The organism is Zavarzinia sp., from assembly GCF_041650655.1.
GTDB lineage: Bacteria > Pseudomonadota > Alphaproteobacteria > Zavarziniales > Zavarziniaceae > Zavarzinia.
Window position 1 is genome coordinate 43,456 of the sequence record NZ_JBAZKR010000005.1, and the last position, 25,753, is coordinate 69,208.

Genomic DNA, 25,753 nt, shown 5'->3' on the forward strand with positions numbered 1-25,753 from the left:
GATGGGGATCAGGCCGGCTCGTCTTCGCCGCCGCCGATGTAGACTTCGATGACGCGGGGGTCGTTCAGCACTTCCTCCGGCCCGCCGATGGTCAGGATCTCGCCCATGTGCAGGACGGCGACCCGCTCGCACACCCGGCGGATGAAGCGAAGATCGTGTTCGATGACGAGGACGCCGCAGCCGAAGTCGTCGCGGATCTGTTGGATCAGATCGACGAGGTGCTCGGACTCGCTGTCGTTCATGCCGGCCGCCGGCTCGTCCAGCAGCAGGTAGGAAGGCGCCAGCGCGAGGGCGCGGGCGATTTCCAGCCGGCGCTGCAGGCCATAGGGCAGGGTGGTCGCCATGCGGTCGGCCAGGGCACCGAGACCCATGCGGGCGAGAAGATCGTCGATCGAATGAAGCTCCGGCCCGCCGACCCGGTGACGGCTCGCCGTGGTATGGGCGACCTCGACGTTCTGGCGCACGGTCAGATGGGCGAACAGGCGGATGTTCTGGAAGGTCCGCCCGACGCCGGCGCGGGCGCATTGCGGCACCGTCAGCCCGACCAGGGAGCGGCCGTCCATGGTAACGTCACCCGTGTCGGGCCGGAGCGTTCCGGTGATCAGGTTGATCAGCGTGCTCTTGCCCGCGCCGTTCGGTCCGATGAGGCCGAGGATTTCGCCGGCATCGCACCGTAGCGTGACCCCGCGGACCGCGTAGACGCCGCCGAAACGCTTGGAAAGGTTGCGGATGTCGAGGCAGCGGGCAGGGGCTGGCGCAATGGCCGCGTCAGGCCCTGGATCCGCTTCAAGTGGCATGGCCGTCATCCGGCAGGCTCCCGTTCCCGTTTACTTTCGGATGGAAGCGTGATGCCCGGGGGAGGTCCCCCGCAATCCACCTTAGGGTGGAACGCAGCGCCGGCGTCGCCGGTATTTTGTAACTGAGTTGATTACACAAAAAGACATGCTCCTGCTCTGTTTTTGACCACCCGGCCGGTCAGGGCAATTGGATCCGCGCGAGGAAGGCGATGATCGCCGCGCGATTTTCCACGCCGAGCTTGTTCAGGATGTTGATGACGTAGGTTTTCACCGTGGCCAGGCCGATGCCCATTATCTGGGCAATCGCCATATTCGATGCCCCGTTCTTGAGCAGCTCGACCACCTGGATTTCCCGCGGGGTCAATCCGAAGCGGAGTGTCAGCATCTGGTCCTGGCGTGCCTGCCGGACCCTCGGGTGCATCTTCAAATTGAATTCCAGGTAGTTTCTCATCGCGTTCCAGTTGACGAGACGCGAAGAGAAGCAGTCGCCACAGGGGCCGTTCAGGATCGCGAGCAGGGCGAAGGGCTTGCCGTGGTCGCGAAAGATGAAGTCCACCTCGTCATGGACGCCGTAGCGCTGGAGGAAGGCATCGTGGCGGCGGTTATGTTCCTCGGGGTGGTTATGGCGCTCCCGGCCGAGGAAGAGGATGTCGTTCGCGCCGGCGAAGATCTGGTGGACGTTGAGGGGATCGTGGACATATCGCCCCTCCATATATTCGTCCATCAGGCGCTGGCTGACCCCGGTGGTGCTGTAGTCGTCGATGCGGCTGTCGGGGTCGATCCAGCAGAAGATGGATGCCGGGCAGTCGAGCGAGGACACCGCGAAACGCACGCTCTCATCGACAATCGCGGCGGACAGGTAGTCATCGGCCATCTGCATGGGACAAGCTCCTTTCAGCTCACAGGCGTTGCCACGACCACGGGCCGAGCCCGTTTCCCCCCCCTGATGTTTTCCCTACAAATTGGATTAGTTTGAAAAAGCAATATCCGTGCCAGCCGATCGGGCGGGCCGATCGCCGGCGGGCAAAAAGAAAGCCCCGGCCGGGGCCGGGGCTTTCAGAAGCCGGAAACAGAAGGGCGTGCGCTCAGGTCAAGGAGGCGCTGTCGTCCAGGGCCATTTCGAATTCCGGCAGGGTCATGCCGCCGTCCACTGCCAGGGCATGGCCGGTGACATAGGATGCCTCGTCGCTGGCGAGGAAGAGCACGCCGTTGGCGACTTCCTCCACCCCCCCGAAGCGCTTCAAGGGGACGGCGCACTTGATCCGGTCGAGGAAGGATTGCGGCAGCTCGGCCAGGCCGTCGGTCATGATCGGGCCGGGGATCACCGCATTCACGGTGATGCCATAGCGCGCCAGCTCGATCGCGGCGGTCCGCATGAAGCCGAGCTGGCCGGCCTTCGACGCCCCGTAATGGGCCCAGCCCGGATAGCCGGTGATGGGGCCGGTGGTCGACGACGTGATGATGATCCGGCCCTTGCCGCGCAGCTTCATGGCCTTGACCGCGGCCGCGGTCGAGAGGAAGGAACTGCGCAGGTTGGTGTTGATCACCGTGTCGAAGTCCTCGACCGTCATGTCCTCGATCATGGCCGCCGGATAGATGCCGGCATTGGCGCAGAGAACGTCGAGCCCGCCGTAGAGTTGGACCGTGCGGTCGACCATGGCCCGGTTGCCGTCCAGGGTCGAGACATCGGCGGCGAAGCCGGCCGCCGTGCCGCCGGCCGCCACGATCTGTTCGGCGACCGCGCCCGCCTCATCGAGCTTGCGCGAGACGACGAGGACCTTGGCCCCGGCGGCAGCGAAGCGCTGGGCGATCGCCTTGCCGATGCCCTTGCTGCCGCCGGTGACGATGACGCTCTTGCCCCGCAGGGATGCGATCATGGTGGCCTCCCGGCTCAAGCGTCGACGGCGGTCGCCGTGACCTCGACCAACTGGTCGGGATGCACGAAGGCACGGACCTCGACGGTCGTGGAGCATGGCCGGTGATCGCCGACCCAGGGACCGAGGATGCCCGGCATGACCTCGATGAAGGTCTTGATGTCGGTCGTGTAGAAGGTCCAGGTGACCAGCTTGCTGCGGTCGAGCCCGTCTGCCTTCAGGCAGGCGTCGATGACGCCGAGGACATAGTCGAACTGGGCCGCCATGTCGCCCGCGCCGACCAGTTCGAGGGTCTCCAGCGTGCCTTTCAGGGGGGCCACGCCGGCATAATAGACGGTGTCGCCGGCCCGCACCGACTGGCAGAAGGCGAGGCCGTCGAAGACGTCGGCGCCGAGATAGTCGACGGCTGGATTGGTCCTGGTGATCATGGGCTCCCTCCTTCAGGCGGCGGTGCTGTCGGTGAAGAGCTTCTTGGCGTCCATCGCCTCGTCGGCCTTCTTCTTGATGATGTCGGTGTTCAGCACCTTGCGTTCCTGCGGCGGGTGCAGGACGGTCATCGGATCCTCGAAGTCGCCGACATAGCCCATGGCGAAGCAGCCCATCTGGTAGCCCATGACCTTCAACAGGTCTTCCGGCAGGGTCTTGGCGATCTCGATGGGCGTGGTCAGATACTGGTTTTCCTCCTGGCGCACCCAGCCGACGGCATAGGTGATGTTGATCGCCTGACGGATCTTGTCGGACTTGTTCTCGCCGGCGCCGTGATAGACCTTGCCGGTATAGAACAGGGCGGAGCCCCGGGTCATTTCGGCCGGGATCGATTCCTCGATGGTATATTCGCGGTCGTCCAGCAGGTGGCTGCCCGGTACCACGCGGGTCGCGCCCATCTCCTCGGTGTAATCGGTCATGGCCCAGAGGATGTTGCACTGGACCTCGTAGTCCTTCGGGAAGGGGAAGAAGTCCCAGGCGACCTGGTCGCGGTGGATCGGCTGGGCCTTGGAGCCCGGGAAGACGCTGATGATCTGCGTCAGGTGGAGCTGGAAGGTGGTCGCCTTTTCCAGGAACTTGCCGGCGGTGCCGATCGCCGTCGGATTCATGATGAGTTCCCGGGCCGCCGGGGAACGGGCGATCATGGCGCCGGTCCGCTTGGTCAGCTTGCCGACGAAGCCGTCGTCGCCGTAGAGGGAACTCCGGACATAGGGGCCCATTTCGGCGTCGATCCGGTCCATCAGGGCTTCGGGGACCAGATTGTCGACGATGCAGTAGCCGTGCTCGCGAAGGGCGGCGGCGACTTCCTCCGGGGTGGCCGTCGAGGGCAGGTGAACAGCTTTCATCGTCACATCCTCATGTAAGGCGGGCCAGATGCGGCCGGCGTTGACGAGGAAAGCGTCGAAGATCGGGTCGAATGCGACAATCCACCTTCCGGTGGAAAGGTGCCGCCGACACCTGTGGCATTACGGGAATGCCGAGCCGCAGAGGGCCGGCGATCGTGTGGCCACAGCGCGACAGGCGGCCCTTACGTTTTCGTGCATATGCACTTGAAAATCACCACCGTTAGTGTCTGATGGTGATCGATGCAATTTTTGAGAAGCATAGGCGGCGAATGCGCCCTCTCCCTGTGCAAGAGAAGAGAATCGGCTCGTTTCACACCCCTCGCGGTGAAGACAAGCTGGTTCTCGTCAAATTCGAGTGCCACGAAGGCCTGGGCGAGCTGTTCGACTGCCGGATAGAGGCTCTCGGCACCGAAAAAGGGCTGGATGCGACCGACCTGTTGGGCAAGCCCTGCCATGTCTCCTTCCAGACGGTCGGCGGGGGCAAGCGCCATTTCGCGGGCATCGTGACGGAAGTCCGCTGGCTCGGCATTCGGGACGAGTGGCCGCTGTTCGGTTTCGTGCTGCGCCCCTGGCTCTGGCTGCTCGGCCGAACCTCCGGTTCGCGCATCTTCCAGCAGAAGAGTGTCGAAGAGATCGTCAGGGACGTGGTTTCGGCGGCGAAATTCGCCGACTTCGAATTCAACCTGGCCGGGCACTACGACAAACTGGAATATTGCGTCCAGTACCAGGAGACCTCCCTCAACTTCGTTCTGCGATTGATGGAGGAATTCGGCATCTATTTCTATTTCGAGCACGGCGCCGGGCGCCACAAGCTCGTGCTGGTGGACGGCATCTCGGCCCACAAGCCGGTGCCGGGCGCGAACAGCCTGCGCATCGTGCCGCGGCGGACGCGGGAATGGCAGGACAAGGAGCATCTTCATTCCTGGACCGTCGAGGCGAGCCTCCGCAGCGACCGTGTCGTCCTGAACGATTACGACGATGCCCAGCCCAACGCCAAGCTCCTGGTCGATGCGTCGGCCGCCGACGGCAGCTACGAGATCTACCACCATCCCGGGCGCTACAGCGAAGCGGACGCGGGTCGGCAGTTGGCACAGGTCCGGCTCGAATCCGAACAGGCCCAGGCCCAGCGGCGAACCGGCTACGGCAGCGCCATCAGTTGTTTTCCCGGCGGTCTGGTGAAGGTCGAAGGGCACGGAACGGCGGCCGAGAACCGCGACTATCTGGTCGTCCGCACGTGGCATACGGCAGCGGTCGAAAGCTACGGCTCGGTCGGCGGGGCGGACGATGCCGGCGACGTCTATGACAGCGTGCTGGAACTCCAGGCCAAGGACAGGCCGTTCCGCTCGCCCCAGAGCGCCTTCCGACCGGCGGTCCGTGGTCCCCAGACCGCCCGTGTGGTGGGCAAGAAGGGGGAGGAAATCGACGTCGATTCCCGCGGGCGGATCCTGGTGCAATTCCACTGGGATCGAGAGCGCGTCGATTCCCGGCGGGTTCGCGTCGCCCAGTCGCTCGCCGGCAAGGGGTGGGGGATGCAGGCGATTCCGCGCATCGGCCAGGAGGTCGTGGTCGAATTCCTGGAGGGCGATCCGGACCGGCCGCTGGTCACCGGCGTCGTCTACAACGGCACCAATCCACTGCCTTACAGCCTGCCGGAAAACAAGACGACCACCGGCCTCAAAAGCAATTCGTCGCTGGGCGGCGGCGGTTTCAATCAATTGGCCTTCGGCGACAAGGCAGGGGCGGAGACAGTGGACTTTCGGGCGGAACGCGATTTCGTCGCGACCGTCCGCCGCCGGGAGACGCGGGACGTCGGTGCCGCCTTCGCGACAGCGAGGGGGGCGGCGTCGCGCAGCATCACGGTGAAGAAGGGCGACGACAAATTGTCGGTCGAGAGCGGCAATCAGGATGTCGAGATCGGTGGCAGCCAGACCGTCGAGGTCGGCGACGCCGTCGAAATCAGCGCGGGCACGAGAATCGTCCTCAAGGTCGGCGCCAGCAAGGTGGTGATCGACGCGTCCAGCGTCACGATCTCGTCGCCCAAGATCAAGGTCGACGGCATGGAAACCGCCGTGAACGGATCGGCGGAACTGACCGCGACCGGCGCGCTGGTCAAGATCAACTGATCCGGCGATGAGGAAACGGATCCGCTTCACCACGGCGCTCGACGTCTTCGAGGCGTTCGAGACCCTGCGCGGCGACATTGGTGCGGAACCGGCGGACGAGCCTTCGATCGCCTATTTGAAGGCGCTCGCCGTGTCGGCGACGCCGGAGGATGCGATTGGGTTCTGCGCCCATCTCCTGTCGCGCCGCGATGCCGTCCTTTGGGGCGCGCGCTGCGTTACACGATTGTGCGCCCGTCTGTCGGCCGAAGAGGCGAAGTTGATCGAGGCGGCGGAAGATTGGCTCCGGCATCAGGACGAGACCAGCCGGCGCGCTGCCCTGGCCCTGGCCGGCGGGGCCGACCGGCGGCTGGCGGCGACTTGGGCCGCCCTGGCCGCCGCCTGGTCGGGCGGCAGCATGACGAACGACGGCTTCGGGCCGGTTCCCTGTCCGCCCTATCTGACGCACAAGGCGGCCAATGCGGCGGTCCTGCTGGCCATCGCCACGCGCGGGGTGAAGGCGCGCCGCAACCTGGTGGGCGACTGTGTCGACTGGGGCATCGAGATCGCGACCGGCGAGGCCCCGGAGGTCGCGCGGCCAATCGACGAACCGTCGGGGAGGTGAGGCGTGAGCCGAGCGCCGGATTATTCGACCCCGATCTCCGCCGAGGCGCCCTGCGGTCGCGACCTCGATGCCGATCACGACTACACCATGTTGATGATGGCGATCGAGACCTACCTGCCGGAGCGATATGCGGGCTTCCAGCGGAACGGGACGAAAGAAGCGGACCTGATCGCCAGAATCACGGATCGTCTGGAGGACAGCCGGGATCTCGGCCTGCTCACCGGCTTGGCCCGTCTGCAGATCTTGCGTGGTGACGTCCATGCTTTCGAGCGCACGATCGCCCAGATCGCGGGCCTGCTGAAGGAACATTGGGACGATGTCTATCCCCGCTGTCCGAACGGCGACCCGACCCGGCGCCTGAACACGCTGACGACGCTGGTCAACAACCGGGCGCATGTCGCCATTCCGCTCGAAAACCTGCCACTCGTCCAGACCGATCGCGGAACCGCCGTGACCTGGAAGGCCTGGGTGGCCGAGAGAGGGGCGACGGCGCAGATCGAGGGCGGCCAGCCGTCCGCCCTGGCCGCCGCCTTCGCCAAGGCGAATCCCGAGGAGCTTCAGCGGTTGGCCGAATGTCTGCAGCGGTTGGCGGCGGCATCGGCGGAGATCGAGAACACCGTGTCGGTCCGTTCGGGCGGGAAGGGCAGGGTCGATTTGGCCAAGCTTCGCGAACCCGTGGCCGCCATCGTCAAACTCATTCAGGAACAGGCAGGGTTACACATGCCGCCTCCGCCACCGGCCGAAGCATCTCTTGCGGCAGCGGCCGGGGAAGCGACCGAGCCGGTTTCCGACGGGCCGGCGATCGGTTCTTGGCTTGATGCGCGCCGCAGGCTGGGAGCCGTCATCGACTATTATTGCGAATTCGAGCCCGCCAACCCTGCCTTGATCCTGGCGCGCCAGGCCCAGGCACTATTCGGTCTGGACCTGACCGAACTGCTGTCGCTTCTCGTGCCGGACAAATTGGCCAAGGCACGCTTCGCCTTGGCGTCCCGCCCGGCCCCGGCGAGCGAGAGGAAGACCTCGGTGCCGACGTAATCCGATGCGGTGCCAAGCTCGCGCTCCTCGGCAGAGCGGATCCTGGCATCCCGACGAAGCGTGTAGGAGAGTTGCCCGGCTTCCGGCGGGGCGGCATAGAGCGGTGGAAGCTTCACCTTCCGCCCGCTCCCGCCCAGGAAACCGAAGACGTCTTCGACCGTGTGGATCTCGTTGTCCGCGGGGTGGCTGCGGTCCGCCACGATCGGATATTCGTGGCGCCCGTGATCGAGGGCGATGCGGTCGGTCGGCCGGCGGAAGAGATTGATCGCCGGGACCGCGTGGAGGGCGAAGGCGCCGGCATGGACGGCACCGGCCAGCCGGGACACCGAGCGGTCGAAGGTCAGCAGCAGTTTCACCGCGGGCGCCTCTACCCTGGGCAGGACCTCGTCCAGACCTTCCAGCGCGAAGCCCAGGAACTTCCGGGGAAAATGGAAATACTCCCTGATCAGGTCGAAGCCCCGGAATACCCGTTTGCCGTTCGGCAGCATCATCTCGGCCTCGTCGAAGCCGATTTGGGCCAGGCTGGAAAGGGGCAGATCCAGGACCACGCTGTGGCCACCGGGATCGGTGAACTGCAGATGGATGCCGTTGCAGTTCGCGAACACCTGCTCGTAGAGCCCGTCGGCGTCCGCCTCCGCCCCCAGCAGGTGGAAGGCGAGGCGATCGGCGCGGCTGGCGGCGAACCAGCCGTCTCTGGCCTTTGGCGAGCCCGGCTCGGGCTCATCCTCGCGCCGTACGGTGGTTCGGCGGACGAGGGTCAGGCAGAGCCCGGCGGCGACCTCGGGTCCCGCCGCGATCCCCGATGCGGCGATCTGCCCGGCCGCGACGAAATATTGCGCTTCCACCAGTTCGAAGGGCCAGAGAGTCAACGCGTTGCACAGGCGGAAACGGCAGGTGGTGCCGCGCTGCCGTTCGCGGTAGGCGGCATCGACGGATGCGTGCCGCGGCAACGTCCTGCCTTCATCCAGGCCCGGATCGCCGTAAGGCGGCGTGAAGCCGAGAAGGACGGCCGACGGCACCGGAGCGAGATAGCCCGGCACCAGTTGTTCCAGCAGGTTGGCCGTGAATTCCGGAAATTCCTGCTTCAGTGTCAGTTGCACGCGGGCCGCCAGGAAGGCCGCCCCTTCCAGAAGGCCGCCGATCATCGGATCGGCCCGGTCCGCCGTGATCTCGCCGAGGCGCCGGGCGATGTTCGGATGTTCCTTCGAAAATTCGGCGCCCTGTTCGAAGAGGACCTTCAATTCCCTTTCGTAGAGGTCCAGGAATTCACGGTTCATGGCGCGGTCCATCCCGCCTTGCCGTCGCGGTCGACGGCCACCCTGCCGGTATCGCGCTGCATGTCGGCGATGAATTCGACCGGCACGGCGAAGGGTTCGGCCCGCATCTCCGCCGCCACCAGGAAGCGGACCTGGAGGGCCGCCCTCTTCTCCTCCTGGTCCTCGCCCTCCTCCCGCCGCACTTCGATGCTGCCCGCCGACAGGCGCGGCTCGTAACGTGCCAGGGCCGCACCCAGGGCGCCTTCGATTTCCGAAAACCGGGCTTCGTCGATCGTGTGCCGGGCGAGATCCGGCAGCCCGAAATTGAGGATGGAGTCGCGGACCCTGGGGAAATCCGCGAGATCGACTGTCGCCTCGAGACTGACCGTGTTCAGGAGATCCTCGAGATCGCGACCGATCGCCTCGCGCAAGGCCTGTTCGCCGATCGCGCCGCCGCCACCGCGACCGCCCGCCGGCAGCCCCGCATCCCTCGTCGCATGGGCGTCCCGGAAGGCCACCATGAGCGGGCAACGAACGCGCCCATTGGCCGGTCGCCCCCCCATGCCGTCACCTCACCGACCGTAACCTACGACGATGCATTCTTGGCGATGTCCCAGGGCGCCTCGATCGCACCGGCGCCGGAACCGTCCTTGTTCTGCGGCGTGTAGATGTAGTTGAACTTGCTGAAATTGAGGCCGACGTGCTCGACCAGCAGATCCTCGCGGCCGGTCGCACCGGAACTGATGCTGGAGATGATGATGTTCTCCAGCTCGATGACGACATAGTCGAGCGGGTTCTGCCCGGCCTTGCGGACGATGATCTTGCCCTTCGGAATGTGCTTGCCGTTGCAGCAGAACTTGATGAGGTTCATCCAGGAATAGTTCTTGCCCGTGTGGCCGTCGGTGTCTTCTTCGAAGGCGAATTCCGACACCGGCTCCGAGCGTTGGCCATAGGGCCGGCGGGCCAGAACCGGTTCGGCCGGAGCCGTTGCCGCGGCGCGCTTAGGAAGTCGCTCGGCAATCGCGACGATCGGCAGTTCGAAAACGTCGCCGTTGGCGTCCGGGAAGGCGGGCGGGCCGGGTGAAGTGGGGGTCACCGCTCTCTGCACCAATCGTCATCTGGCCGGGCAGTTGCCGGTCGGCAGTGGCGGCGTCGATTTCAGGTTCGTCGACGACATGGATCTGGCGGTGAGCTGCCTGGTCGGACCGACCGCGCCGCGCGAGCCGATCCTGGCTCGTTTCCGGAGCGGCCGTGAGGCACCCTATTCGGGCGTCCTGGCCTGGCGTCTGATCAATCTCCTGGCGCTCAACCACCTCGGCCTGACCGAACGCGCAGGAAGGCGGGGCGGAGATGCGCTCCGCGAAGTGATGTCGGTTTTCGCCGATATCGCCGACGACGCGACGCAGCGGCGGATCGCCGGCATTCGCAGCGTCGAGACGCGGCCGGTCGTGCGCCGGATCCGCTGCAACGGCGGGGCGGCGGTGGCTCGCGGCCTCGAAATTACGGTGACGCTCGACGAGAGGGGCTTTTCGGGCAGCGGAATCTTTCTGCTGGGCGCCGTATTGGACCAGTTCTTCGCCGACTATGTCTCGATCAACACCTTCACCGAGACCGTCATCCGTTCGACCGAACGCGGGCTGGTCAGGCGCTGGCCGGCCCGGGCCGGGACGAGGAGGCTCCTGTGAGCGGCTTCGTCGCCGAATTGGAACGGGAACCGTGGCGTTTCGACTTCCACGAAGTCATGCGCTTCCTCGAACGGGCCTTTCCCGACCGGCCGAAGATCGGCGATAGCAGCACCCGGCGGGAGGACTTCCTGACCCTCGGCCAAGATCCCTTCCTGGCATTTCCCCCGTCCGCCCTGGCCCGGGCGGATCGGGACGGGCAGGGGCGGCATCGTATCATCGTGCGTTTCATGGGCCTGTTCGGCCCGCAGGGGGCGCTGCCCCTGGCGGTGACGGAAGAGGCGCTGCGCTGGCTGAACGACGGCGACGATTCCTTCGCCCGTTTCGCCGACATCATCCAGAACCGATTTCTCCAATTGTTCTATCGCGCCTGGGCGGATGCCCGGCCGGCGGCCCAGGCCGACCGCCCGGCGAGCGACCGCTTCGCCGCCTTCGTCGGCGCCCAGATCGGCATCGCGGCCGATCCCTGGCGCGACGACGATGCCCTGTCCGACGGCAGCAAGCTACATTTCGCGGGGCTGCTCGCCGCCCGGAGCCGCTCGGCCGCGCGGCTCACCGCCTTCCTCGAAGGGCTCTTCGGTCTGCCGGTCGAAATCGACCAGTTCGTCGGCGACCGCTTGGTTCTCGACCCGTCCGACCGCTCACTGCTCGGCCGACCGTTTCGCTCCAGCGTCGCTGGCGCAGCAGGGTGGTGATCTGCGCCCGCTGGCCTTGGCCGAAAGCGGCTTCGCGCTGACCGATCGCACCGAGGGCGCGCAAGGTTCGCCGGGCGCCCAGCGACTCCGTCATCAGGGCTGCGAGATCGCCCCTGGTGCCACGTACCGCTTCGGCGAGTGCCTGGCTCCGCCGGCGGGCTCGGGCGAGGAAGGCCAGTTCGACCGGCGCCGCCACCAGGGGCAGCAGGGCGAGGCGCCAGTCCAGCGCCACCATGAGGCCGAGCCCGCCGGCCAAGCGGAAGATCGCCCCGATGGCGACGATCAAAGTGTCGAAGGCGAAGCTCTGGATCTCCGCGCAGTCGCCGTCGAGCCGGGCCATGGCTTCGCCCAGCAGCAATTCGGGCCGGGCCGGATCGCGCGCCAGGGCGGCGGCGAAGAGGCCGGCCCGCAGTTCGGCCAACATGTGCGACGAGGCCCTGAGGTGGAGCAGCGAATTGGCGGCCCCCAGGCCGACCGCGCCGAGCCCCAGCACGAAACTGGCACCGGACCAGAGGAACAGCGCCTGCATGTCGCGCGCCATGATGCCGGCGTCGATCACTTGCTTGGTCAGCAGCGGCAGGGCGAGGCCGAGGGCGGCGGCGGTCAACGAACTGGCCAGGACGAGGGCCGACGCCGGCAGCATTCGCGCCATCAGGGGCGCGATCCAGCCGGCATCGGAGCCGAAGATCAGGGCGGCGAGGCGGCGCCCCAGGCGGTCGCGATAGCTTTCAGTCGCCATGGGCTCCTCGCCGCTCGGGTCCGCTGTGGCGGACCAGGGGGGTGAGCGCCGCGACGGCCTCGCCGAGGCCGCGCAGGCGTCCCTGCGCGCTGCTGATCGCGGCCAGATGGCCCGCCAGGCGGGCGGCACCGATGCTGGCCCCGCCCATGCCCGGCACGCCGTCCTCGGGCGAATTGCACCAGGCGCCGAAAAGCGCGGGGCCGAGGCGGGAAACGTCGTCCCACGCGCAGCGGGCATCGCCGGTCGCCGCCAGGATGCCCGGATAGGCGGCCGGGTAGCAGGGCGCGCCCCGGGCCGGATGGGCGGCGACCAGGACCATGCCGCGTGCGATCAGCGGGGCACAGGCGGCCTTGAGCGGCCCCCGGTCGACGGCAAGGCCGAGGCTCATGCACAGGAGATCGGGCCGCGCCGCCTCCGGCAGGGCGGCGAACCAGTGCAGGGCGGCGGCGACCCTGAGCGCCGAGGTCACCGGCCTGTCGTCGAACACCTGGGCGTGCAGGACGGAGACGCCCGGGCAGGCACGGCGGATGATCGCGGCGACGGCGCTGCCGTGGCCCAGCCGGTCGGGCAGGGCGGGCGCGATGGCGCCGTCCGCCGAGAAGGACCGCGCCGTGGCGCGGTCCTCCGGCGGGTCGTCGGCCGGACCGCCGCTGTCGATCACGCCGACCCGGACCATGGCTAGCGCCGGGTGAAGATGCGCACGCTGGCGAGCGACATCACGGCGCCGTCCGGCATGTCGACCTGGCCCTTCTTTTCGAGGGTTTCGGCGTCATAGGCCGCGAGGTCGCCGAGCGCGCCGCCGAGCCAGACCGTGCGCCCGTCGGACGAGACGTTGACCGAATAATAGGAGTGCGGCAGCGACACCCGCTTGATCGGCGCATTGGCCACGAGGTCGAAGCTCTCCAGCACGTTGTAGGCGCCGTAGACCCGCGTCTTGGCCGGATTGGCGGCGGTCGAGAAATAGAAGACGTCCATCTGCCGGATATCCTTCATCTCCATCTTGCCGCTGGCGAGATCGAGGGTGAGGAGGCCGGTGCGGAAGGCTTCCGGATCGGTCATCGGCTTGGCCTTCAGGGCGGTGAAGAAGGGCGTCACCACGAGGCCCGAGGTCTCGTACTGGCTCCAGACATCGAGCACGTCCGGCTGGGCATAGGTCTCGGCCTGCCAGGACTGGATCGAGTATTCGTCGATCTTGCTGCCGCTCGCCGTGTCGAAGACATACATGGCCCGGCCGAGGGCGAAGAGCTTCTTGCCGTCGAGCGAATACATGATCAGCGTAACCTGGCGCGGCGCTTCGAAGGTCTTGCGCGGCTTCAGTGTCGCGGCGTCGTAGAGGGTGATGCGGGTCGGCTCGACCTCGAAATGGGTCGCCATCGTCTTCACCGCCGACTGATAGGCGGCCAGCGTCTTGCCGTCGGGCGAGAGGGCGAGTCCGAAGAGGTTCTTCACCCTCTCTTGCGGTGTGCTCATGTCGACGCGGGCGACCGTGCGGCCGCTCTCGAGGTCGACCTTGACCAGGCTCTCGGTCTTGTTGATCGAGACATAGGCAAAATGGCCGGTCGGATCGACCACGGGCACCACTGGGGCCGGGCCGGCGTCGCCTTCGAGGATGATCACCTTGTCGACCGCCATTTTCTCGGTGTCGACGATCACCAGCTTGTTCGGCCGGGTCGGCGCCAGGATGTAGTCGCGCGCCAGCGCCGGCTGGGCGGCCAGCGCGATGCCCGCGGCGAGCAGGGAAAGAAGAAGGGAACGGGCCATGTCACTCAGCCTTTCGTCTCGGGGAAGACGGACTGCAGCTTGCGCCAGTCGCGGGTGACGTTGTCGGCACCGGCGGTCCAGTCGGGATAGGTGTTCAGCGTGTCGGCCACCTGGGCCGGCCACCAGCAGGGATCGGCGCAGCCGTAGAGATCGGCTTCCATCGGTTGGCACAGGTTGGAGACGCCGCCGAAAGCGTCGACTTCCCAGCCCGGATCGAAGGACGTGGTGCAGCCGACCAGCGCGTTCATGGCGACCACCTCTTCCGCGCGGCCCTCGGCCTCGGCTTCCACGAAGGCCTGGGCCTTCGCGTTCGCAGGGATCAGATGTTTCATGCAGAAAGAACCTCCTTGGCGGCGCCGGACCGCGTGATCCGGGGTTCGAGCTGGGTGCGGAAAAAGCCGGGGTTGGCGCGCATGATGCGGACATAGGCTTCGATGCCGAAGTCGACCCAGTCGCGCATCAGGTCGCAGTAGTGGTAGACGGGAGCGAAGACGTCGCCTTGCCGTGCGTAACTCTCATGGTAGCAGCCGCCGGCACAGATCGAGCGGATGCGGCAGGTCCGGCAGCCGTAGTCGCTGCGGTCCTGGGCCTTTTCGATGAAGGCGGCGAGCTTCGGCACGTCGATCCCGCTCTCGACATTGCCGTAGGTCGGCTGGTTCGAGCCGACGAAACGGTGGCACAGGTGCAGGTCGCCCGCGCCGTCGACCGCCAACATGCCGAGGCCGGCACCGCAGGGCACCGCCTTCTTGGTGCCCTGGGCGATGTCGGTCAGCAGCTGGTGCATGTTGGAGAAGCCGATGTTCTCGCCCCGGCAGGCCGCCTCGACATAGAGCCGGCCGAGCGCCTTCATGTCCTCGAAGACCTGGCCGAGGGCCTCGGCGTCCAGGTTGAAGACGGCGATCGGGCCCGAGGTGGCGGGGCCGAAGCCGACTTCGGCGAAGCCGAGCTCGTTCTTCAGGTGGCGGTGGATGCCCATCACGTCGGCCACGCCCCGGGTCAGGGTGACCCGGGCACCGACAGGGCGCGACTTGTAGCGGGCGAGCAGCATGGTCACGTTGCGGGCGACCACGTCGTAGGTGCCCTTGCCGCCGACCGTGCGGCGGTTCACGTCGTGCAACGCCTTCGGCCCATCCATCGAGACGGTGAGGGCGAAGCGGTGCTGGTCGAACCAATCCACCAGCTCCTCGGTCAGCAGGGTCGCATTGGTGGTCAGGGAGAAATCGACCGTCTTGCCGGCGGCGCGGGCCACCGGCTCGGCATAGGCGACCACCTCGCGGATCAGCTCGACGTTGGACAGGGGCTCGCCGCCGAAGAAGACGACATTGACCCGGTCCCGGCCGCGCGCCTGTTTCAGCAGGAGATCGAAGGAGGCGCGCGCCGTCTCGAAGGCCATCTTGCGGCCCTTGGCCGGCGTCGTCAGGTCTTCCTTGTAGCAGTAGGTACAGGAAAGGTTACAACCGGTGTTGACGTTCAGGATGATCGTGGAGAGCGGGATCTCCTCGACCTTGGTGATGCGGGCGGGTGCCTCCGGCGCCTCGGCATCCCGCAGGATGTCGAGCGAAAGGAAACTCTGCAGGCAATCGCTCAGCGTGCCGGGGGCGTGGCGGGCGCCGAGTTCGGCCCGCATCGCCTCGGCGTCGACCGCCGACCGGCGCTGGAAGAGATCGAAGACATCCCGCGCCACGCCGTCCAGTTCGAACAGGCTGGTGGTCGGCACATGCATCAGCATGGCGTGACCGTCGACGTCGACGCGATGGGCGTTGTGGCGGACGAGGGTGAGGGCGTTCATGGTGCCACCTCAGCGGATCGGCGGGTCGACGAAACGCTGCACGGTGGCGTAGAGATGCGCCTCCGCGGTCAGCTGCTTGCCGCCTTCCGTCACCGTGGCGATCACCTTCAGGTTGCCGGCATTGTTGGTCGACATCACCCGCTCGGGGTTGGGGCCGGCGGCGGCCGGCGTGAACAGGCCGGTGGCGTCGATCGAGCCGGCGAAGGTGGCATCCTTCATGGCTGCGGCGGCCTCGTCGAAGTCGGCCGTGGCCCAGGTCGCCGGGAAATAGCCGAGGGAGATGTCGTCCGCCGTGCCCGGCTTGCCGTCCGGCCCGTTCAGCCAGCCTTCCGCCTCGAACTGCGCCGGCACCTTTGGGATCGGGCTGCCGTTGTCGCCGATCCGGGCGATGGTCAGCTCCGGCACGATCGAGATGCGGTCGGGCGCCTCATAGGCGACGAGGGCGATCTTCTGGCTGCCCAGGGCCAGTTCGACCGGACCGGCGGCCGTGGCCTTCAGCTTCAGGGTGACGCCGGTTTCGTTCTTTCCGGTGATCTCGCCGGTCACGCCGGCGGGCAAGGTGAGGGCGCCGGAAAGGCCGCTGCCGGCGACCGTCACGGTGGTTTCCGCGCCGATCTTCAGGCGGCTGGGGAAGGCGGCGAGGGCGTGGGCGGCGCCGTCCGCCTTGACCGCGGCGATGCGGCCGCCGATCACGTCCCGCTCCGCCTCGAACCAGCGGCCTTCCAGGGTGCCGTCGGCCCCGAAGGCGAAGACCTGGCGAATCTTCACCTTGCCGTCGGAGAGCGAGGCCCGCCATTCGCCGGCCCCGAAGAGACGGCCCTTGCCGGTGAAGGTGGCGGTATGGTCGGCGAAGGCCAGCACCATCTTAACGTCGAATTCGCTGCCCGCCTTGGTGATGGTCAGGGTGCCGGCATAATCGCCCTTGGCCGGCTGATGCCCGGCCAGGACATAAGTCCCGGCGGGATCGCCCGTGAAGGGCGCCGGTGCGCTGCCGAGCGGATAGGTCTTGGCCAGGAAGGGGATGATCTCCGCCTGGGCGATGCCCCACCAGTCGCGGTCGCGGGCTAGCGCCTGATATTCGAGGGTCGGGAACTGGCCCAGGTGGAAATTGACCAGATGCTTCCAGTCCTCGGGCGTGCGGCGCTGCAGGGCGACGCGGGCATAGGAATGGCAACGGCCGCAGGTCTGGGTCATCAACTCGCTGGGGCCTTCGTCACTGGCCACCGGCTCGCGCTCGAGGATGTAGCGGAAGCCCTCGGTCTCGGCGACGGAAAGGCCGCGGGTATCGGCCAGATATTTGACCACGGCCTGACGGTCGGCGTCGCTCAGCTCGACCTTGTGGTTACGCATCATGCGGACCACCGTCATATCCCAGGCTTCCGGCGTCTTGCGCGCGGCATCGATGCGCTCGACCGTGCCGTCCGGGGCCTTGGTGTGGCAGGTGATGCAGGTGTTCTGCAGCACCTCGGCCCCGCTCGCGGCGAGCGCCGGCACCGCGGCGGTCAGCGCGCCCAGGGCGCAGCCCGTTGCCAGGGCGAGACGGACGAGAGACTTCATCGTTGCGATCCTCTGACTGGCGGCCCCGACGATCGGGCCGCCCCGTGTGTGACGTGCCTTTAGGGAAGCGATCCGCCGCCTGCCGTTCCTGACATTCGTGGCCAAAGTCGCGGCATGGTGCCGCCGGCATTCACTTTGGCCGGCAATGTCAAGAATGCCTCCCGTGGCCGGGCGGACCCTGCCTCTGGAACAGGCAGCGGAGGCGGCGATGGACGGCCGGGCCGATCTGGTGGTGTTGGGTGGTGGACCTGCGGGGGCCGTCTCGGCCCTGCTCGCCGCACGCGACGGGCTCGACGTCGTGCTGGTCGATCCCGAACGGCGCAATCCGCGCCTCGAAGGGCTCGCCCCTCGGCTGCATCGCTGGCTCCGGGCCGAGGGGCTGCTCGACGGCTTCGACGGCATTCAGGGGCCGCTGACGCGCCGGGTGGACTGGGGCGGCATCGGTACCGCCAATGCCGAATATGTGGTCTGGCGCGGCGCCCTGGACGCCCACCTCCGCGCCGCCGCCGCCGCTGCGGGGGCCCGACTGCGGTGCGGCACCGGGCGGCCGGATGGGCAGGGCGTCGTCCTGGCCGAGGGGGGGCGGATCGCCGCCCCACAGGTGATCGATGCGCGTGGCCGCACCGCGCTCGACTGGGTGTCGCGCGCACCGGCCACCCTGGCGCTATGCGGCCTGGTCGCCGCCGGGACATCGCTGGAGGGCCTGCACATTCGCGCCTTCGCCGGGGGCTGGGTCTGGCTGGTCGGCCTGCCGGACGGGCGGATCTGGGCCCAGGTGATGCTGGACGCCGCAGGCGAGGGGACTCCGTCGGAACGGCTTTTGGCCGCCCTGCACCGGGCCATGCCCGATCTCGGCGCCATCGGCCTCGCGGGTGACATCTCGGCACGCGAGGCGGCGCCCTGCCTGGCGAGGCCGGTCGGCGATCTCCGCGTGCTCCGTGCCGGCGACTGTCTGGCCGCGATGGATCCGCTTTCGGGGCACGGGCAGTTCTGGGCGGTCTCGAGCGCGCTCGCGGTGGCGGCGGTGCGGCGCACGCTGGCGGCCCGCCCGGGACCGGAGACGGAAGACCTGTGCCGCCGCTTCCTGACGGCGCGAGCGGAAGAAACCAGCCTGCACCAGGCCAGAATCGGGCGTGACTTCATCCGGGCCGAACCGCGTTTCGCCGACGAGCCATTCTGGCGTCTGCGTCGCGATTTTCCCGACCTCCTGCCAGCCGGCGATCTCCCGGCTGCGATCGAAGTGCGCCGTTCCACCGTCGTCCGCGACGGACTGGTCGAGGAGATGGACGTTTTGCGGACGCCGCGCACGCCCATGGGCATCGGCTGGTTCGGCCATGTTCCCGCGGCCGATGCCTGGCGGTGTTTCAGCAAGGGTGGCGTGGCTGCCCTGGAAGCCGTCTGGGGGCCGGCCGCCGGGCCGCTGGCCCGGCGTTTGGCGGACGAATCCGCGACGCTGCGCGACCCGTCCTGAGCCTCGCGGCTATTTCGGGCGAATGCCCCGGAGTTTATCGCGGAGCGAGATCCGTTCGTCCGACAGCAGTTCGACGAAATCCGAGAGCTTGCGGGATTTCGTGATCGTATAGGCGATCAGGCAGACGGTGGGCACGAACACCGCCATGAAATAAATGACCTGGAGCCACAGCGGCTTGTCCGCCGCGGCGATCAGGTTCATGCCCAAAAAGCCGGTCGCCAGCGTGCCGACCAGGCCGAAGATGGTGACCACGGTCAGGCGCAGCACCGAATTCGACTGCCGCCGCACGCTGTCGGAATCGAGGTAGTTGCTCATGTCCTCGACTTCGCCGCGGACTTCGGAGAACAGGCGGTCGATTTCGAGTTGTTCGCGCAGTTGGCGGAAGACGTCGCGCATGAGCAGTTGGTTCGAGACTTCGTGGAACCAGTAGCGGTGATTGAAGCGCAGGAAATTCTCGCGGATGCCACGGATCTCGCGTTTGAATTTCTTCACCGATTCGACGTCGCCCACGTCGAGATGGCTGATCGCGGTGACCAGCCGGTCGGAGAACATGAGCAGCGAAGCGCGGTGCAGATGGGCGATCAGGGCGATCATGAAATACTGATGGCGGAACTGGCTCAACATGCCGGTTTCGGCATCGCTGAAATAGGCGTCGTTCGCCTTGCCGACCATGGTGAGGGCATGGTGCGAGCACACGATGCGGAGCGGCGTGCCGTCATGGTCCCCCGCGTCACCCCAATGGCGATCCAGGCAGAAGCGGGTCTCGAAATTGGCCATGAAGCGGCGTGAGAAGGGGAGCTGTCCCGAAGGCCCGGGGGCGGTGCCGAGGCCGAGGCGCATCCAGTCGCTGCGCTGAAGGCTGGCGGGATCGTCCAGGGCGACATAGCTCATCACCGGCATACGCTGATATTCGAGCTGGCGGAAGCGGATCGGCCCGGTCTCGTCCGAGTGGTGCAGCACCAGGGGGTGCATCAGAAAGCGCCAATGCGCGGCGATATAGGGGGCGCGGTTGATGCAGGTGAAATCGAGATAGCGCCGGCGGTCCTGGAAGTCCGAGGCGGCCAGGACTTCGCCCGCCGCATCCAGCCACTCGACCCGATGGCAGCAATAGACGGCGCTGCCGTCCTCGTTCCAGAAGGTGGGATAGGTGCGGCTCAGGCGGAACAACGTATCTTCCGCATCAGCCAGCGGAATGTCGTCGGCGGCGAATTCGACCACCAGGAAGGCGACGTCGACGTCATAGAAGAAGCAGAGGTCGACGTGGATCACCTCGAACACGAAGGTCGGCCCGTCGGCCCGGCACTGCACGCGCGCCTTGGCGACGTCCTTGCGCCGGTAGACGCGAATGGGCGAGGCGCCGTAACCACCGTGATTGCCGACCGTGCGCCCCTCGCCATAGATGAAGCGCTGGACATGGGGCAGGAAGGCGACGAATTCGACGTAGTGTCGTTCGTGGAAGGCGTCGCAGTCTTCGGTGAATTCATCGTCGAGTATCGCCCAGAGGCAATCAGCGCCGGCCAGCTTCTCCCAATGGGTTTCGATCGGGCCGTGGTCGTGCAGCGGCATGAGCTGCACCGGCCAGACCATGATCTGGCGGAAATGGCGCACCAGGCGGTCCGCCGTGTCCTTCGGGCGGTCGGGGATCATCGGATCGGTCATGGTCGGGCTGACACCTGGCTCGGGCATTGCGTGACGGCGGGCGGGGAGCCGTCTTCCCGGCTTCGAGAATCCCCGGGGAAGGGCTCGAGATCAAGCCCGGGCGCCGTTCCGTTCCAACATCGGCGCGAGGCAGCGCTGCAGCAGGAGACGCAACTCTTCTGGGCTGCGCTTGCGTGGGCCGGTGGTGGTCAGAAGCGACAGCACGAGGCGGATGGTCACTTCCGTAATGTCCTGCAGGGCATCGTCGGCGAGGTCGAGGCCGTCGAGGATCTGACGCATCAGGGCGAGGCACAGGGCCCAGCCTTCCTGGTTGCTCAGCGCATCGGCTGCGACATAGGACATGAAATCGCTGCCCATCACGATCGAGAGATAGGGCTCGTTCGGGATCTGCCCGATGGCGAAGACGATGGTCTCGACATAGCGCTCGACGGGCTCGGCCATGCCGGCCATATGGGCCATGATGCGCTCGCCCAAGGCATAGGCCGACTGCATCAGGGCGGTGGTCAGCACTTCGTTCCGGCTGGCGAAATAGCGATAGACCGTGGGCCGGGTCACGCCCGCCTGTTTGGCGATGTCGTTCAGGCTGGTCTTTTCGACCCCCCATTGCTTCACGCAAGTGATGGCGGCAGCCAGGATGCGCTGCTGGGTTTCGTTGAAACTGTGCGATTGCGGCAGGGCGGACATGGGGCTTCGGTCTGGGGCGGGCGGGAGACGGCGAGGGCGCAGTGTAGCCGTGTCGGCCCGCATTTGCTCCCTCCTCGAAACATTACAATACTACAGAAAACGAAAAAATGTATAGCGCGGTTGCCGATCGACAGGCCGGCCGGCGATCTGGGGCCTGCCGTACCGCCTATATCATCGCGGAGCGCCGACTGCACCGCGACAAGAGAAAGTCTCCGTTATCCCTTTGCCCGCCGGCAGATTGTCTTCCTGGCGGTAGCCCCCCATTTTTTCTGAGCAAACACGCGGAAATTTGCATCCCTTTCGAAGGTTAAGGGGGTGAATTCTTTATATCCGGACAATTTGATTTCGGCTTGCTCGCTCTAGTCCGGTTAGACGATGTCGCGACATCTGCGAAACCGTCATCATCACCGAACAATGACAAGCTCGACCGAATACGGCGGGCGGGGGAACGGACAGCCGGGGATGATCATGGACGGCAGCAGCGAAGTCGGCACCACCGTGCCCAGCGAAGACGAGATCCGCGCGCGGGCCCGCGCCCTGGTTCCCTTCCTGAAGGAACAGGCGGCGGAGGGCGAGCGCCTGCGCCGGCTGCCCGACGCGGTGGTGGCGGCGATGCAGGACGCCGGCCTGTTTCGCGTGCTCCAGCCCAAGCGCTGGGGCGGCTACGAGATGCATCCCCAGGTCTTCTACGACGTCCTCATGACGCTGGGCGAGGGCGACATGTCGGCCGCCTGGTGTTACGGCGTGATCGGCGTCCATCCCTGGCAGCTCGCGCTGTTCGACGACCAGGCCGCGGCCGATGTCTGGGGCCGCGACACGGGCACCCTGGTCTCCTCGACCTATATGATCCAGGGCAACGCTCAGCCGGCCGACGGGGGCTTCGTCTTCAACGGGCGCTGGCGCTTTTCCTCGGGCTCGCAGCATTGCGACTGGGTCTTCCTCGGCGGCGAGGTGGAGCCCGGTTCGGGCAACATGGACATGCGCACCTTCCTGCTGCCGCGCAAGGACTACGAGATCGTCGATACCTGGGACACGCTCGGGCTCCGGGGCACGGGCAGCCACGACATCGTGGTGAAGGACGCCTTCGTCCCGGACTATCGCACCCACAAGTTCATGGACGGGCTGATGTGCAACAGCCCGGGCAATGCGGTGAACACCAGTGCGCTCTACCGCATGCCCTTTGCCCAACTCTTCATCCGCGCGGTCTCGACCTCGACGATCGGTGGCCTCCAGGGCATGTTGGATGCCTTCGTCGGCTATGCCGCCAAGCGCACCACGGTGACCGGCGCCAAGACGGCGGAGGATGGCTCGGCCCAGTTGATCTGCGCCGAAACCACCTCGGCCCTCGACGAGATGCGGCTCGTGCTCCGCCGCAACATCACCCAGATGTACGAACAGGCCTGCCGCGGCGAATTCACCGAGATCTCGGAACGCCTGCGCTATCGCTACCAGTCGGCCGAAGTGCCGGAGCGTTGCGCGAACCTCGCTCAGCGCCTCTTCAAGGCGGGCGGCGGGGCCGCGGTGTTCAACAAGCTGCCCTTCGCCCGCATCCTGGCCGACATCCACACCGGCCGCGCCCATGCCGCCAACCAGGCCGACTCGATCGGCCGTAACTGGGGCGGTGTCATGCTGGGGCTCGAGAACACGGACTTTTGGCTCTGAGCGCCGGGTCCGGAGGCGGGCCCGACGACGGAAGCGGCGGCGCCGGGCCGTAGGGGGCAGGGCCGCCTGGTGACCTGTGTTCCTGAGCGGGGATTCCGCTCGCGTCCGCGCCGCACGCCGGCGCGGAAACACCGTTTCAACCGATCACAGAATCGGGAGGCGGTGCCGGGGCTCATGCGGCCCCGGGACAGGGGGCGAGGAACGATGGGTAGAGACGGCAAGGACTGCCACCGGATGGACGGTGCGCAACTGGTGGCGAGGAGTGCCCTCGTCGCTGCCATGATCGGCGGTGGCGGGGTCGCGCTGGCGGAAGTCTTCGAGCTGGGGGACGGCGCCACACTCTCCGTCAGCCTGACCACCAGCTACCAATTCGGCATCAGGGCGGAGGACCCGAACCCGAAATCCTTCTCGACCGAGACGGATTATCCGCGTGTCGTCCTGGTGCCGCAGGCTCCCTTGCTGGAGCCCTATTACGTCTCCACCCACACGCCGAAGACCTACAACACCGACGACACCAACCGGAATTTCAAGAAGGGCGATCCGATCACGGATGCCTTCGCCGCCCTCCTCGACGCCGACCTGCGCTACGGCGATTTCGGCTTCAAGGCCAGCGCCAACGCCTATTACGACTTCGTCTATCACAGCGGCAATTCGAACGACGTCTCCTTCCCCGACGGCATCAACAAGGCCGAGGGGCCGCCGGACCATTTCACCGGACAGACCCGCATCGCCGACGGCGGCCGCATCCGCGCGCTCGACTATTTCGCCTATGGCACCTTCCATCCCTTCGACACCAATCTGACGCTGAAGATCGGCAACCAGGTGGTGGCCTGGGGCGAGAGCCTGTTCTTCGGCAATATTTCGCTGTCGCAGGGGCCGGTCGAGACGACACGCGCCAACAGCCCGGGCGCCGAGGTGAAGGACATCCTGCTGCCGGCGCCGCAAGCCTCGATGAACTGGGGCCTGACGGACCGGCTCAGCCTGCTCGCCTATTACCAGTTCGATTACGAATATAATCAGCTCGATGGCGTCGGCAGCTATTGGAGCCGGGCTGACATCATCGGTCCCGGGGCGCAATTCGCCTATGGCGCGACCAATCCCTTCCCGGATGTGATCGCACACTACGCATCAGCCTGCACGCTGTCCTCGAACATCCCGTCCTGCGCTTCGCTCGGCCTGCCGCAACAGATTGCCGACATCCTGTCGCGTATCCTGAGCGAGAACATCCTGGGTGTCGCCGATGCCGAGACGAAGCGTTTCGACGTCGCCTATCGGGGCGAAAAGAAGCCGGACAATGCGGCCCAGTGGGGCACCGGGATCCTTTACGATCTGACCGACAATCTCTCGACCGGCCTCTATTACCTGCATTATCACGACAAGAACCCGATGCCGGTGTTCGACATCTCGAACATCGTCACCAATCCGTTCCGACCGGGGACGGTGGGCGGCGCGGTCAACACGGTCTGCGGCTTGCTCTCGATCCCCTGCACCGGGCTCGAGACGGCGGTCACCGGGGCAATCGACAATCTGGTCGCCGCGGTGGCACCGCTCTATCTGCCCTACAGCTATCGAACCGTCTATTACGACAACATCGATCTCGTCGGGGCCAGCGCTTCGACCACGCTCGGCCCGATCAACGTCGGCTTCGATTTCGCCTATCGGCACAATGTGCCCGTCCTGGTGAACGGTTATGTGACCGGTGTGAAGGCGCCCCAGCCTGTCCGTGCGGACGTCTGGCAGGCCAATATCAACGGCCTCTATGTCGGCGGTTCCACATCCTATTGGGATTCGCTCAGCCTGGTCGCCGAGGTCAGCCTCAACCATGTGGCGAAATACGACACGCTCTATCTCTACGACGTCAACGGCCAGCCGCTGCAGGACGGCAACGGCAACAACATCAACGCCTTCCGCGGCCTGACCGGCGACAGCACTTCCTGGGGCATCCAGGGCCTGGCCGAATTCGGCTACACCGACGTCTTCCCGGGCGGCTGGGACATGGCGATCCCGGTCATCTTCGGCGTCGCCTTCGGCACCCCGGCCTATCCCGGATCGCTCGGCGCGCTGTCCGGCTCGGGCGACGTGCGCCTCGCCTCGGGCGTCAAGTTCCGCTACCTGAACAATCTCGAGATCAGTGTGATCTACAGCGCCTTTTTCGGCTCCTACAACACCATCGAGCGTCCGTTGACCGATCGCGACAATGTCGTCGCGACGGTCAAATACACGTTCTGAAACGACAAAGACAACGAGGGAAGGGAACACTCGATGGATCGCAGAACTTTCGTCAAAGGGGTCGGGGCGGCGGCGCTGCTTGCCGCGGCGGGTCGGCCGCGGGGCGTCTTCGCCAAGGCGACGCCCGACGAAATCGGGAAGCTCGGGACCACGTTGACGCCGGTCGGTGCGGTCAAGGAAGGCAATGCGGACGGGCTGATCACCCCCTACAGCGGCAAATGGCTGGGTGTGCCGCCGGGCATTACTTTCGGCGGTCCGGGCAAACCGCAGACCGACCCCTATGCGAGCGAAAAACCGCTGTTCTCGATCAATGCCCAGAATTTTCAGAAGTATGCCGACCGGCTGTCGGACGGGCAGAAGGCGCTGATCCAGAAGAACCCGGCGACGTTCCGGATGGACATCTATCCCTGCCATCGCGACTTCCGCTTTACCGACGAGCTTCATGCGAACTTGAAGCTGAACGCCGCCAGTGCCGAGGTCCTGCCGGACGGCGAGGGCATCACCGGGGCCTTCGGCGCCTCGGCCTTTCCCTTCCCGAAGACGGGAATCGAGTTGATCTGGAACGCCATCACGATTCCGCGGGGCTTCACCCAGCGCGGTACGATGGACGAGGCCGTGGTCTATCCCGACGGCAGCATCGCCTGGGGCGCCCAACAGTGGGACATCTATTCGACGGCCTACGACCCGGCGATCAAGCGCGAGTCCTTCGACGGCGGCGCCGCTTTCGTCTTCCGTACCACCCTGAAGCCCGAGCGTGAGCGCGGCACGATCACGCTGGTCCGGGAGTATTGGGATTTCGGCAACCGTC

At 66.4% G+C, this 25,753-nt stretch carries 23 protein-coding genes and 2 pseudogenes; 9 read left to right on the top strand and 16 right to left on the bottom strand.

Going from position 1 to position 25,753, the window contains the following annotated elements; translation table 11 throughout:
- Positions 1–8 precede the first annotated feature (8 nt).
- The 5 genes from WC493_RS02030 to WC493_RS02050 all read right to left on the bottom strand — a co-directional run bounded on the left by WC493_RS02030 (position 9) and on the right by WC493_RS02050 (position 4,002).
- Positions 9–797 (bottom strand): ABC transporter ATP-binding protein, encoded by a 789-nt coding sequence (locus WC493_RS02030; protein ID WP_373061990.1) that lies wholly within the window; start codon positions 795–797, stop codon positions 9–11.
- A gap of 178 nt (positions 798–975) precedes the next feature.
- Positions 976–1,677: a response regulator transcription factor gene (locus WC493_RS02035; protein ID WP_373061992.1), complete on the bottom strand. Its 702-nt coding sequence runs from the start codon at positions 1,675–1,677 to the stop codon at positions 976–978.
- Between the two features lie 205 nt (positions 1,678–1,882).
- On the bottom strand, positions 1,883–2,674 hold the full coding sequence (gene fabG / locus WC493_RS02040; RefSeq protein ID WP_373061994.1) for a 3-oxoacyl-ACP reductase FabG: 792 nt from the start codon (positions 2,672–2,674) through the stop codon (positions 1,883–1,885).
- A gap of 14 nt (positions 2,675–2,688) precedes the next feature.
- The gene (locus tag WC493_RS02045; protein ID WP_373061996.1) at positions 2,689–3,099 is read right to left on the bottom strand and encodes a RidA family protein; all 411 of its coding nucleotides are present in this window, start codon (positions 3,097–3,099) and stop codon (positions 2,689–2,691) included.
- 12 nt (positions 3,100–3,111) lie between these two features.
- Positions 3,112–4,002: a phytanoyl-CoA dioxygenase family protein gene (locus tag WC493_RS02050; RefSeq protein WP_373061998.1), complete on the bottom strand. Its 891-nt coding sequence runs from the start codon at positions 4,000–4,002 to the stop codon at positions 3,112–3,114.
- Between the two features lie 284 nt (positions 4,003–4,286).
- Here WC493_RS02050 and WC493_RS02055 point away from each other — a divergent pair, with 284 nt between their 5' ends.
- The 3 genes from WC493_RS02055 to WC493_RS02065 are packed head-to-tail and all read left to right on the top strand — an operon-like array spanning position 4,287 to position 7,761.
- Complete coding sequence (locus tag WC493_RS02055) at positions 4,287–6,125, top strand: type VI secretion system Vgr family protein (RefSeq protein WP_373062000.1); 1,839 nt, start codon at positions 4,287–4,289, stop codon at positions 6,123–6,125.
- 7 nt (positions 6,126–6,132) lie between these two features.
- Positions 6,133–6,726, top strand: coding sequence for a hypothetical protein (locus tag WC493_RS02060; RefSeq protein WP_373062002.1), 594 nt, complete (start codon positions 6,133–6,135; stop codon positions 6,724–6,726).
- 3 nt (positions 6,727–6,729) lie between these two features.
- Entirely contained in the window at positions 6,730–7,761 is a 1,032-nt protein-coding gene (locus WC493_RS02065; protein WP_373062004.1) for an ImpA family type VI secretion system protein, read from the top strand.
- Here WC493_RS02065 and tssF read toward each other — a convergent pair.
- The 3 genes and pseudogenes from tssF to WC493_RS02080 all read right to left on the bottom strand — a co-directional run.
- Positions 7,761–9,050: pseudogene (gene tssF / locus WC493_RS02070) on the bottom strand (type VI secretion system baseplate subunit TssF); the annotation flags it as partial. The gene WC493_RS02065 and the pseudogene tssF sit on opposite strands and share 1 nt — an antisense overlap.
- The gene (gene tssE / locus WC493_RS02075) at positions 9,035–9,538 is read right to left on the bottom strand and encodes a type VI secretion system baseplate subunit TssE (protein WP_373062006.1); all 504 of its coding nucleotides are present in this window, start codon (positions 9,536–9,538) and stop codon (positions 9,035–9,037) included. The gene tssE and the pseudogene tssF, both read right to left, overlap by 16 nt.
- Positions 9,539–9,603: 65 nt before the next feature.
- Positions 9,604–10,113 carry a type VI secretion system tube protein Hcp gene (locus tag WC493_RS02080; protein WP_373062008.1) on the bottom strand — a complete coding sequence of 170 codons (510 nt, stop codon included), beginning with the start codon at positions 10,111–10,113 and terminating at the stop codon, positions 9,604–9,606.
- Here WC493_RS02080 and WC493_RS02085 point away from each other — a divergent pair.
- Together WC493_RS02085 and tssG are read left to right on the top strand one after the other, a co-directional pair.
- Positions 10,103–10,702, top strand: a complete 600-nt coding sequence (locus WC493_RS02085) for a type VI secretion system baseplate subunit TssF (RefSeq protein ID WP_373062010.1) — start codon at positions 10,103–10,105, stop codon at positions 10,700–10,702. The genes WC493_RS02080 and WC493_RS02085 overlap by 11 nt on opposite strands.
- Positions 10,699–11,394: a type VI secretion system baseplate subunit TssG gene (gene tssG / locus WC493_RS02090; RefSeq protein WP_373062012.1), complete on the top strand. Its 696-nt coding sequence runs from the start codon at positions 10,699–10,701 to the stop codon at positions 11,392–11,394. Before WC493_RS02085 ends, tssG begins: the two co-directional genes overlap by 4 nt.
- 34 nt (positions 11,395–11,428) lie before the next feature.
- Here tssG and WC493_RS02095 read toward each other — a convergent pair.
- From WC493_RS02095 to peaA, 6 genes and pseudogenes are all read right to left on the bottom strand, one after another.
- Positions 11,429–12,133 (bottom strand): annotated as a pseudogene (locus WC493_RS02095) (ABC transporter ATP-binding protein); the annotation flags it as partial.
- Entirely contained in the window at positions 12,123–12,809 is a 687-nt protein-coding gene (locus WC493_RS02100) for a hypothetical protein (protein WP_373062014.1), read from the bottom strand. The gene WC493_RS02100 and the pseudogene WC493_RS02095, both read right to left, overlap by 11 nt.
- Positions 12,810–12,811: 2 nt before the next feature.
- On the bottom strand, positions 12,812–13,894 hold the full coding sequence (peaD, locus tag WC493_RS02105; RefSeq protein WP_373062016.1) for a quinohemoprotein amine dehydrogenase subunit beta: 1,083 nt from the start codon (positions 13,892–13,894) through the stop codon (positions 12,812–12,814).
- A 5-nt stretch (positions 13,895–13,899) separates the two neighbouring features.
- Complete coding sequence (gene qhpC, locus WC493_RS02110; protein WP_373062018.1) at positions 13,900–14,226, bottom strand: quinohemoprotein amine dehydrogenase subunit gamma; 327 nt, start codon at positions 14,224–14,226, stop codon at positions 13,900–13,902.
- Entirely contained in the window at positions 14,223–15,683 is a 1,461-nt protein-coding gene (peaB, locus tag WC493_RS02115) for a quinohemoprotein amine dehydrogenase maturation protein (protein ID WP_373062020.1), read from the bottom strand. The genes qhpC and peaB overlap by 4 nt, the downstream gene beginning before the upstream one ends.
- Positions 15,684–15,692: 9 nt before the next feature.
- Complete coding sequence (gene peaA, locus WC493_RS02120) at positions 15,693–17,240, bottom strand: quinohemoprotein amine dehydrogenase subunit alpha (RefSeq protein ID WP_373062022.1); 1,548 nt, start codon at positions 17,238–17,240, stop codon at positions 15,693–15,695.
- Between the two features lie 163 nt (positions 17,241–17,403).
- Between peaA and WC493_RS02125 the strand changes: the two genes are divergently transcribed.
- A complete protein-coding gene (locus tag WC493_RS02125) occupies positions 17,404–18,711 on the top strand; it encodes a hypothetical protein (protein ID WP_373062024.1) in 1,308 nt (435 codons plus the stop codon).
- Between the two features lie 9 nt (positions 18,712–18,720).
- On the opposite strand, the gene WC493_RS02130 is transcribed toward WC493_RS02125, so the two are convergent.
- Together WC493_RS02130 and WC493_RS02135 are read right to left on the bottom strand one after the other, a co-directional pair.
- Complete coding sequence (locus WC493_RS02130; RefSeq protein WP_373062026.1) at positions 18,721–20,370, bottom strand: hypothetical protein; 1,650 nt, start codon at positions 20,368–20,370, stop codon at positions 18,721–18,723.
- A gap of 90 nt (positions 20,371–20,460) precedes the next feature.
- Complete coding sequence (locus tag WC493_RS02135; protein ID WP_373062028.1) at positions 20,461–21,054, bottom strand: TetR/AcrR family transcriptional regulator; 594 nt, start codon at positions 21,052–21,054, stop codon at positions 20,461–20,463.
- Between the two features lie 468 nt (positions 21,055–21,522).
- On the opposite strand from WC493_RS02135, the gene WC493_RS02140 reads away from it, so the two are divergent.
- The 3 genes from WC493_RS02140 to WC493_RS02150 form a co-directional block, all read left to right on the top strand.
- Entirely contained in the window at positions 21,523–22,716 is a 1,194-nt protein-coding gene (locus tag WC493_RS02140) for a flavin-dependent monooxygenase (protein ID WP_373062030.1), read from the top strand.
- Between the two features lie 204 nt (positions 22,717–22,920).
- Entirely contained in the window at positions 22,921–24,945 is a 2,025-nt protein-coding gene (locus tag WC493_RS02145; RefSeq protein ID WP_373062032.1) for a DUF1302 family protein, read from the top strand.
- Between the two features lie 33 nt (positions 24,946–24,978).
- The coding region (locus WC493_RS02150) for a DUF1329 domain-containing protein (RefSeq protein ID WP_373062034.1) at positions 24,979–25,753 on the top strand (775 nt) is incomplete at its 3' end.

Excerpts from the sequence above, each read along its gene's own strand:
- WC493_RS02030 (WP_373061990.1), bottom strand. The coding sequence starts at position 797 with ATGCCACTTGAAGCGGATCCAGGGCCTGACGCGGCCATTGCGCCAGCC.
- WC493_RS02035 (WP_373061992.1), bottom strand. The coding sequence starts at position 1,677 with ATGCAGATGGCCGATGACTACCTGTCCGCCGCGATTGTCGATGAGAGC.
- fabG (WP_373061994.1), bottom strand. The coding sequence starts at position 2,674 with ATGATCGCATCCCTGCGGGGCAAGAGCGTCATCGTCACCGGCGGCAGC.
- WC493_RS02045 (WP_373061996.1), bottom strand. The coding sequence starts at position 3,099 with ATGATCACCAGGACCAATCCAGCCGTCGACTATCTCGGCGCCGACGTC.
- WC493_RS02050 (WP_373061998.1), bottom strand. The coding sequence starts at position 4,002 with ATGAAAGCTGTTCACCTGCCCTCGACGGCCACCCCGGAGGAAGTCGCC.
- WC493_RS02060 (WP_373062002.1), top strand. The coding sequence starts at position 6,133 with ATGAGGAAACGGATCCGCTTCACCACGGCGCTCGACGTCTTCGAGGCG.
- tssE (WP_373062006.1), bottom strand. The coding sequence starts at position 9,538 with ATGGTGGCCTTCCGGGACGCCCATGCGACGAGGGATGCGGGGCTGCCG.
- WC493_RS02100 (WP_373062014.1), bottom strand. The coding sequence starts at position 12,809 with ATGGTCCGGGTCGGCGTGATCGACAGCGGCGGTCCGGCCGACGACCCG.
- peaD (WP_373062016.1), bottom strand. The coding sequence starts at position 13,894 with ATGGCCCGTTCCCTTCTTCTTTCCCTGCTCGCCGCGGGCATCGCGCTG.
- qhpC (WP_373062018.1), bottom strand. The coding sequence starts at position 14,226 with ATGAAACATCTGATCCCTGCGAACGCGAAGGCCCAGGCCTTCGTGGAA.
- peaB (WP_373062020.1), bottom strand. The coding sequence starts at position 15,683 with ATGAACGCCCTCACCCTCGTCCGCCACAACGCCCATCGCGTCGACGTC.
- peaA (WP_373062022.1), bottom strand. The coding sequence starts at position 17,240 with ATGAAGTCTCTCGTCCGTCTCGCCCTGGCAACGGGCTGCGCCCTGGGC.
- WC493_RS02130 (WP_373062026.1), bottom strand. The coding sequence starts at position 20,370 with ATGACCGATCCGATGATCCCCGACCGCCCGAAGGACACGGCGGACCGC.
- WC493_RS02135 (WP_373062028.1), bottom strand. The coding sequence starts at position 21,054 with ATGTCCGCCCTGCCGCAATCGCACAGTTTCAACGAAACCCAGCAGCGC.
- WC493_RS02140 (WP_373062030.1), top strand. The coding sequence starts at position 21,523 with ATGGACGGCAGCAGCGAAGTCGGCACCACCGTGCCCAGCGAAGACGAG.
- WC493_RS02145 (WP_373062032.1), top strand. The coding sequence starts at position 22,921 with ATGGGTAGAGACGGCAAGGACTGCCACCGGATGGACGGTGCGCAACTG.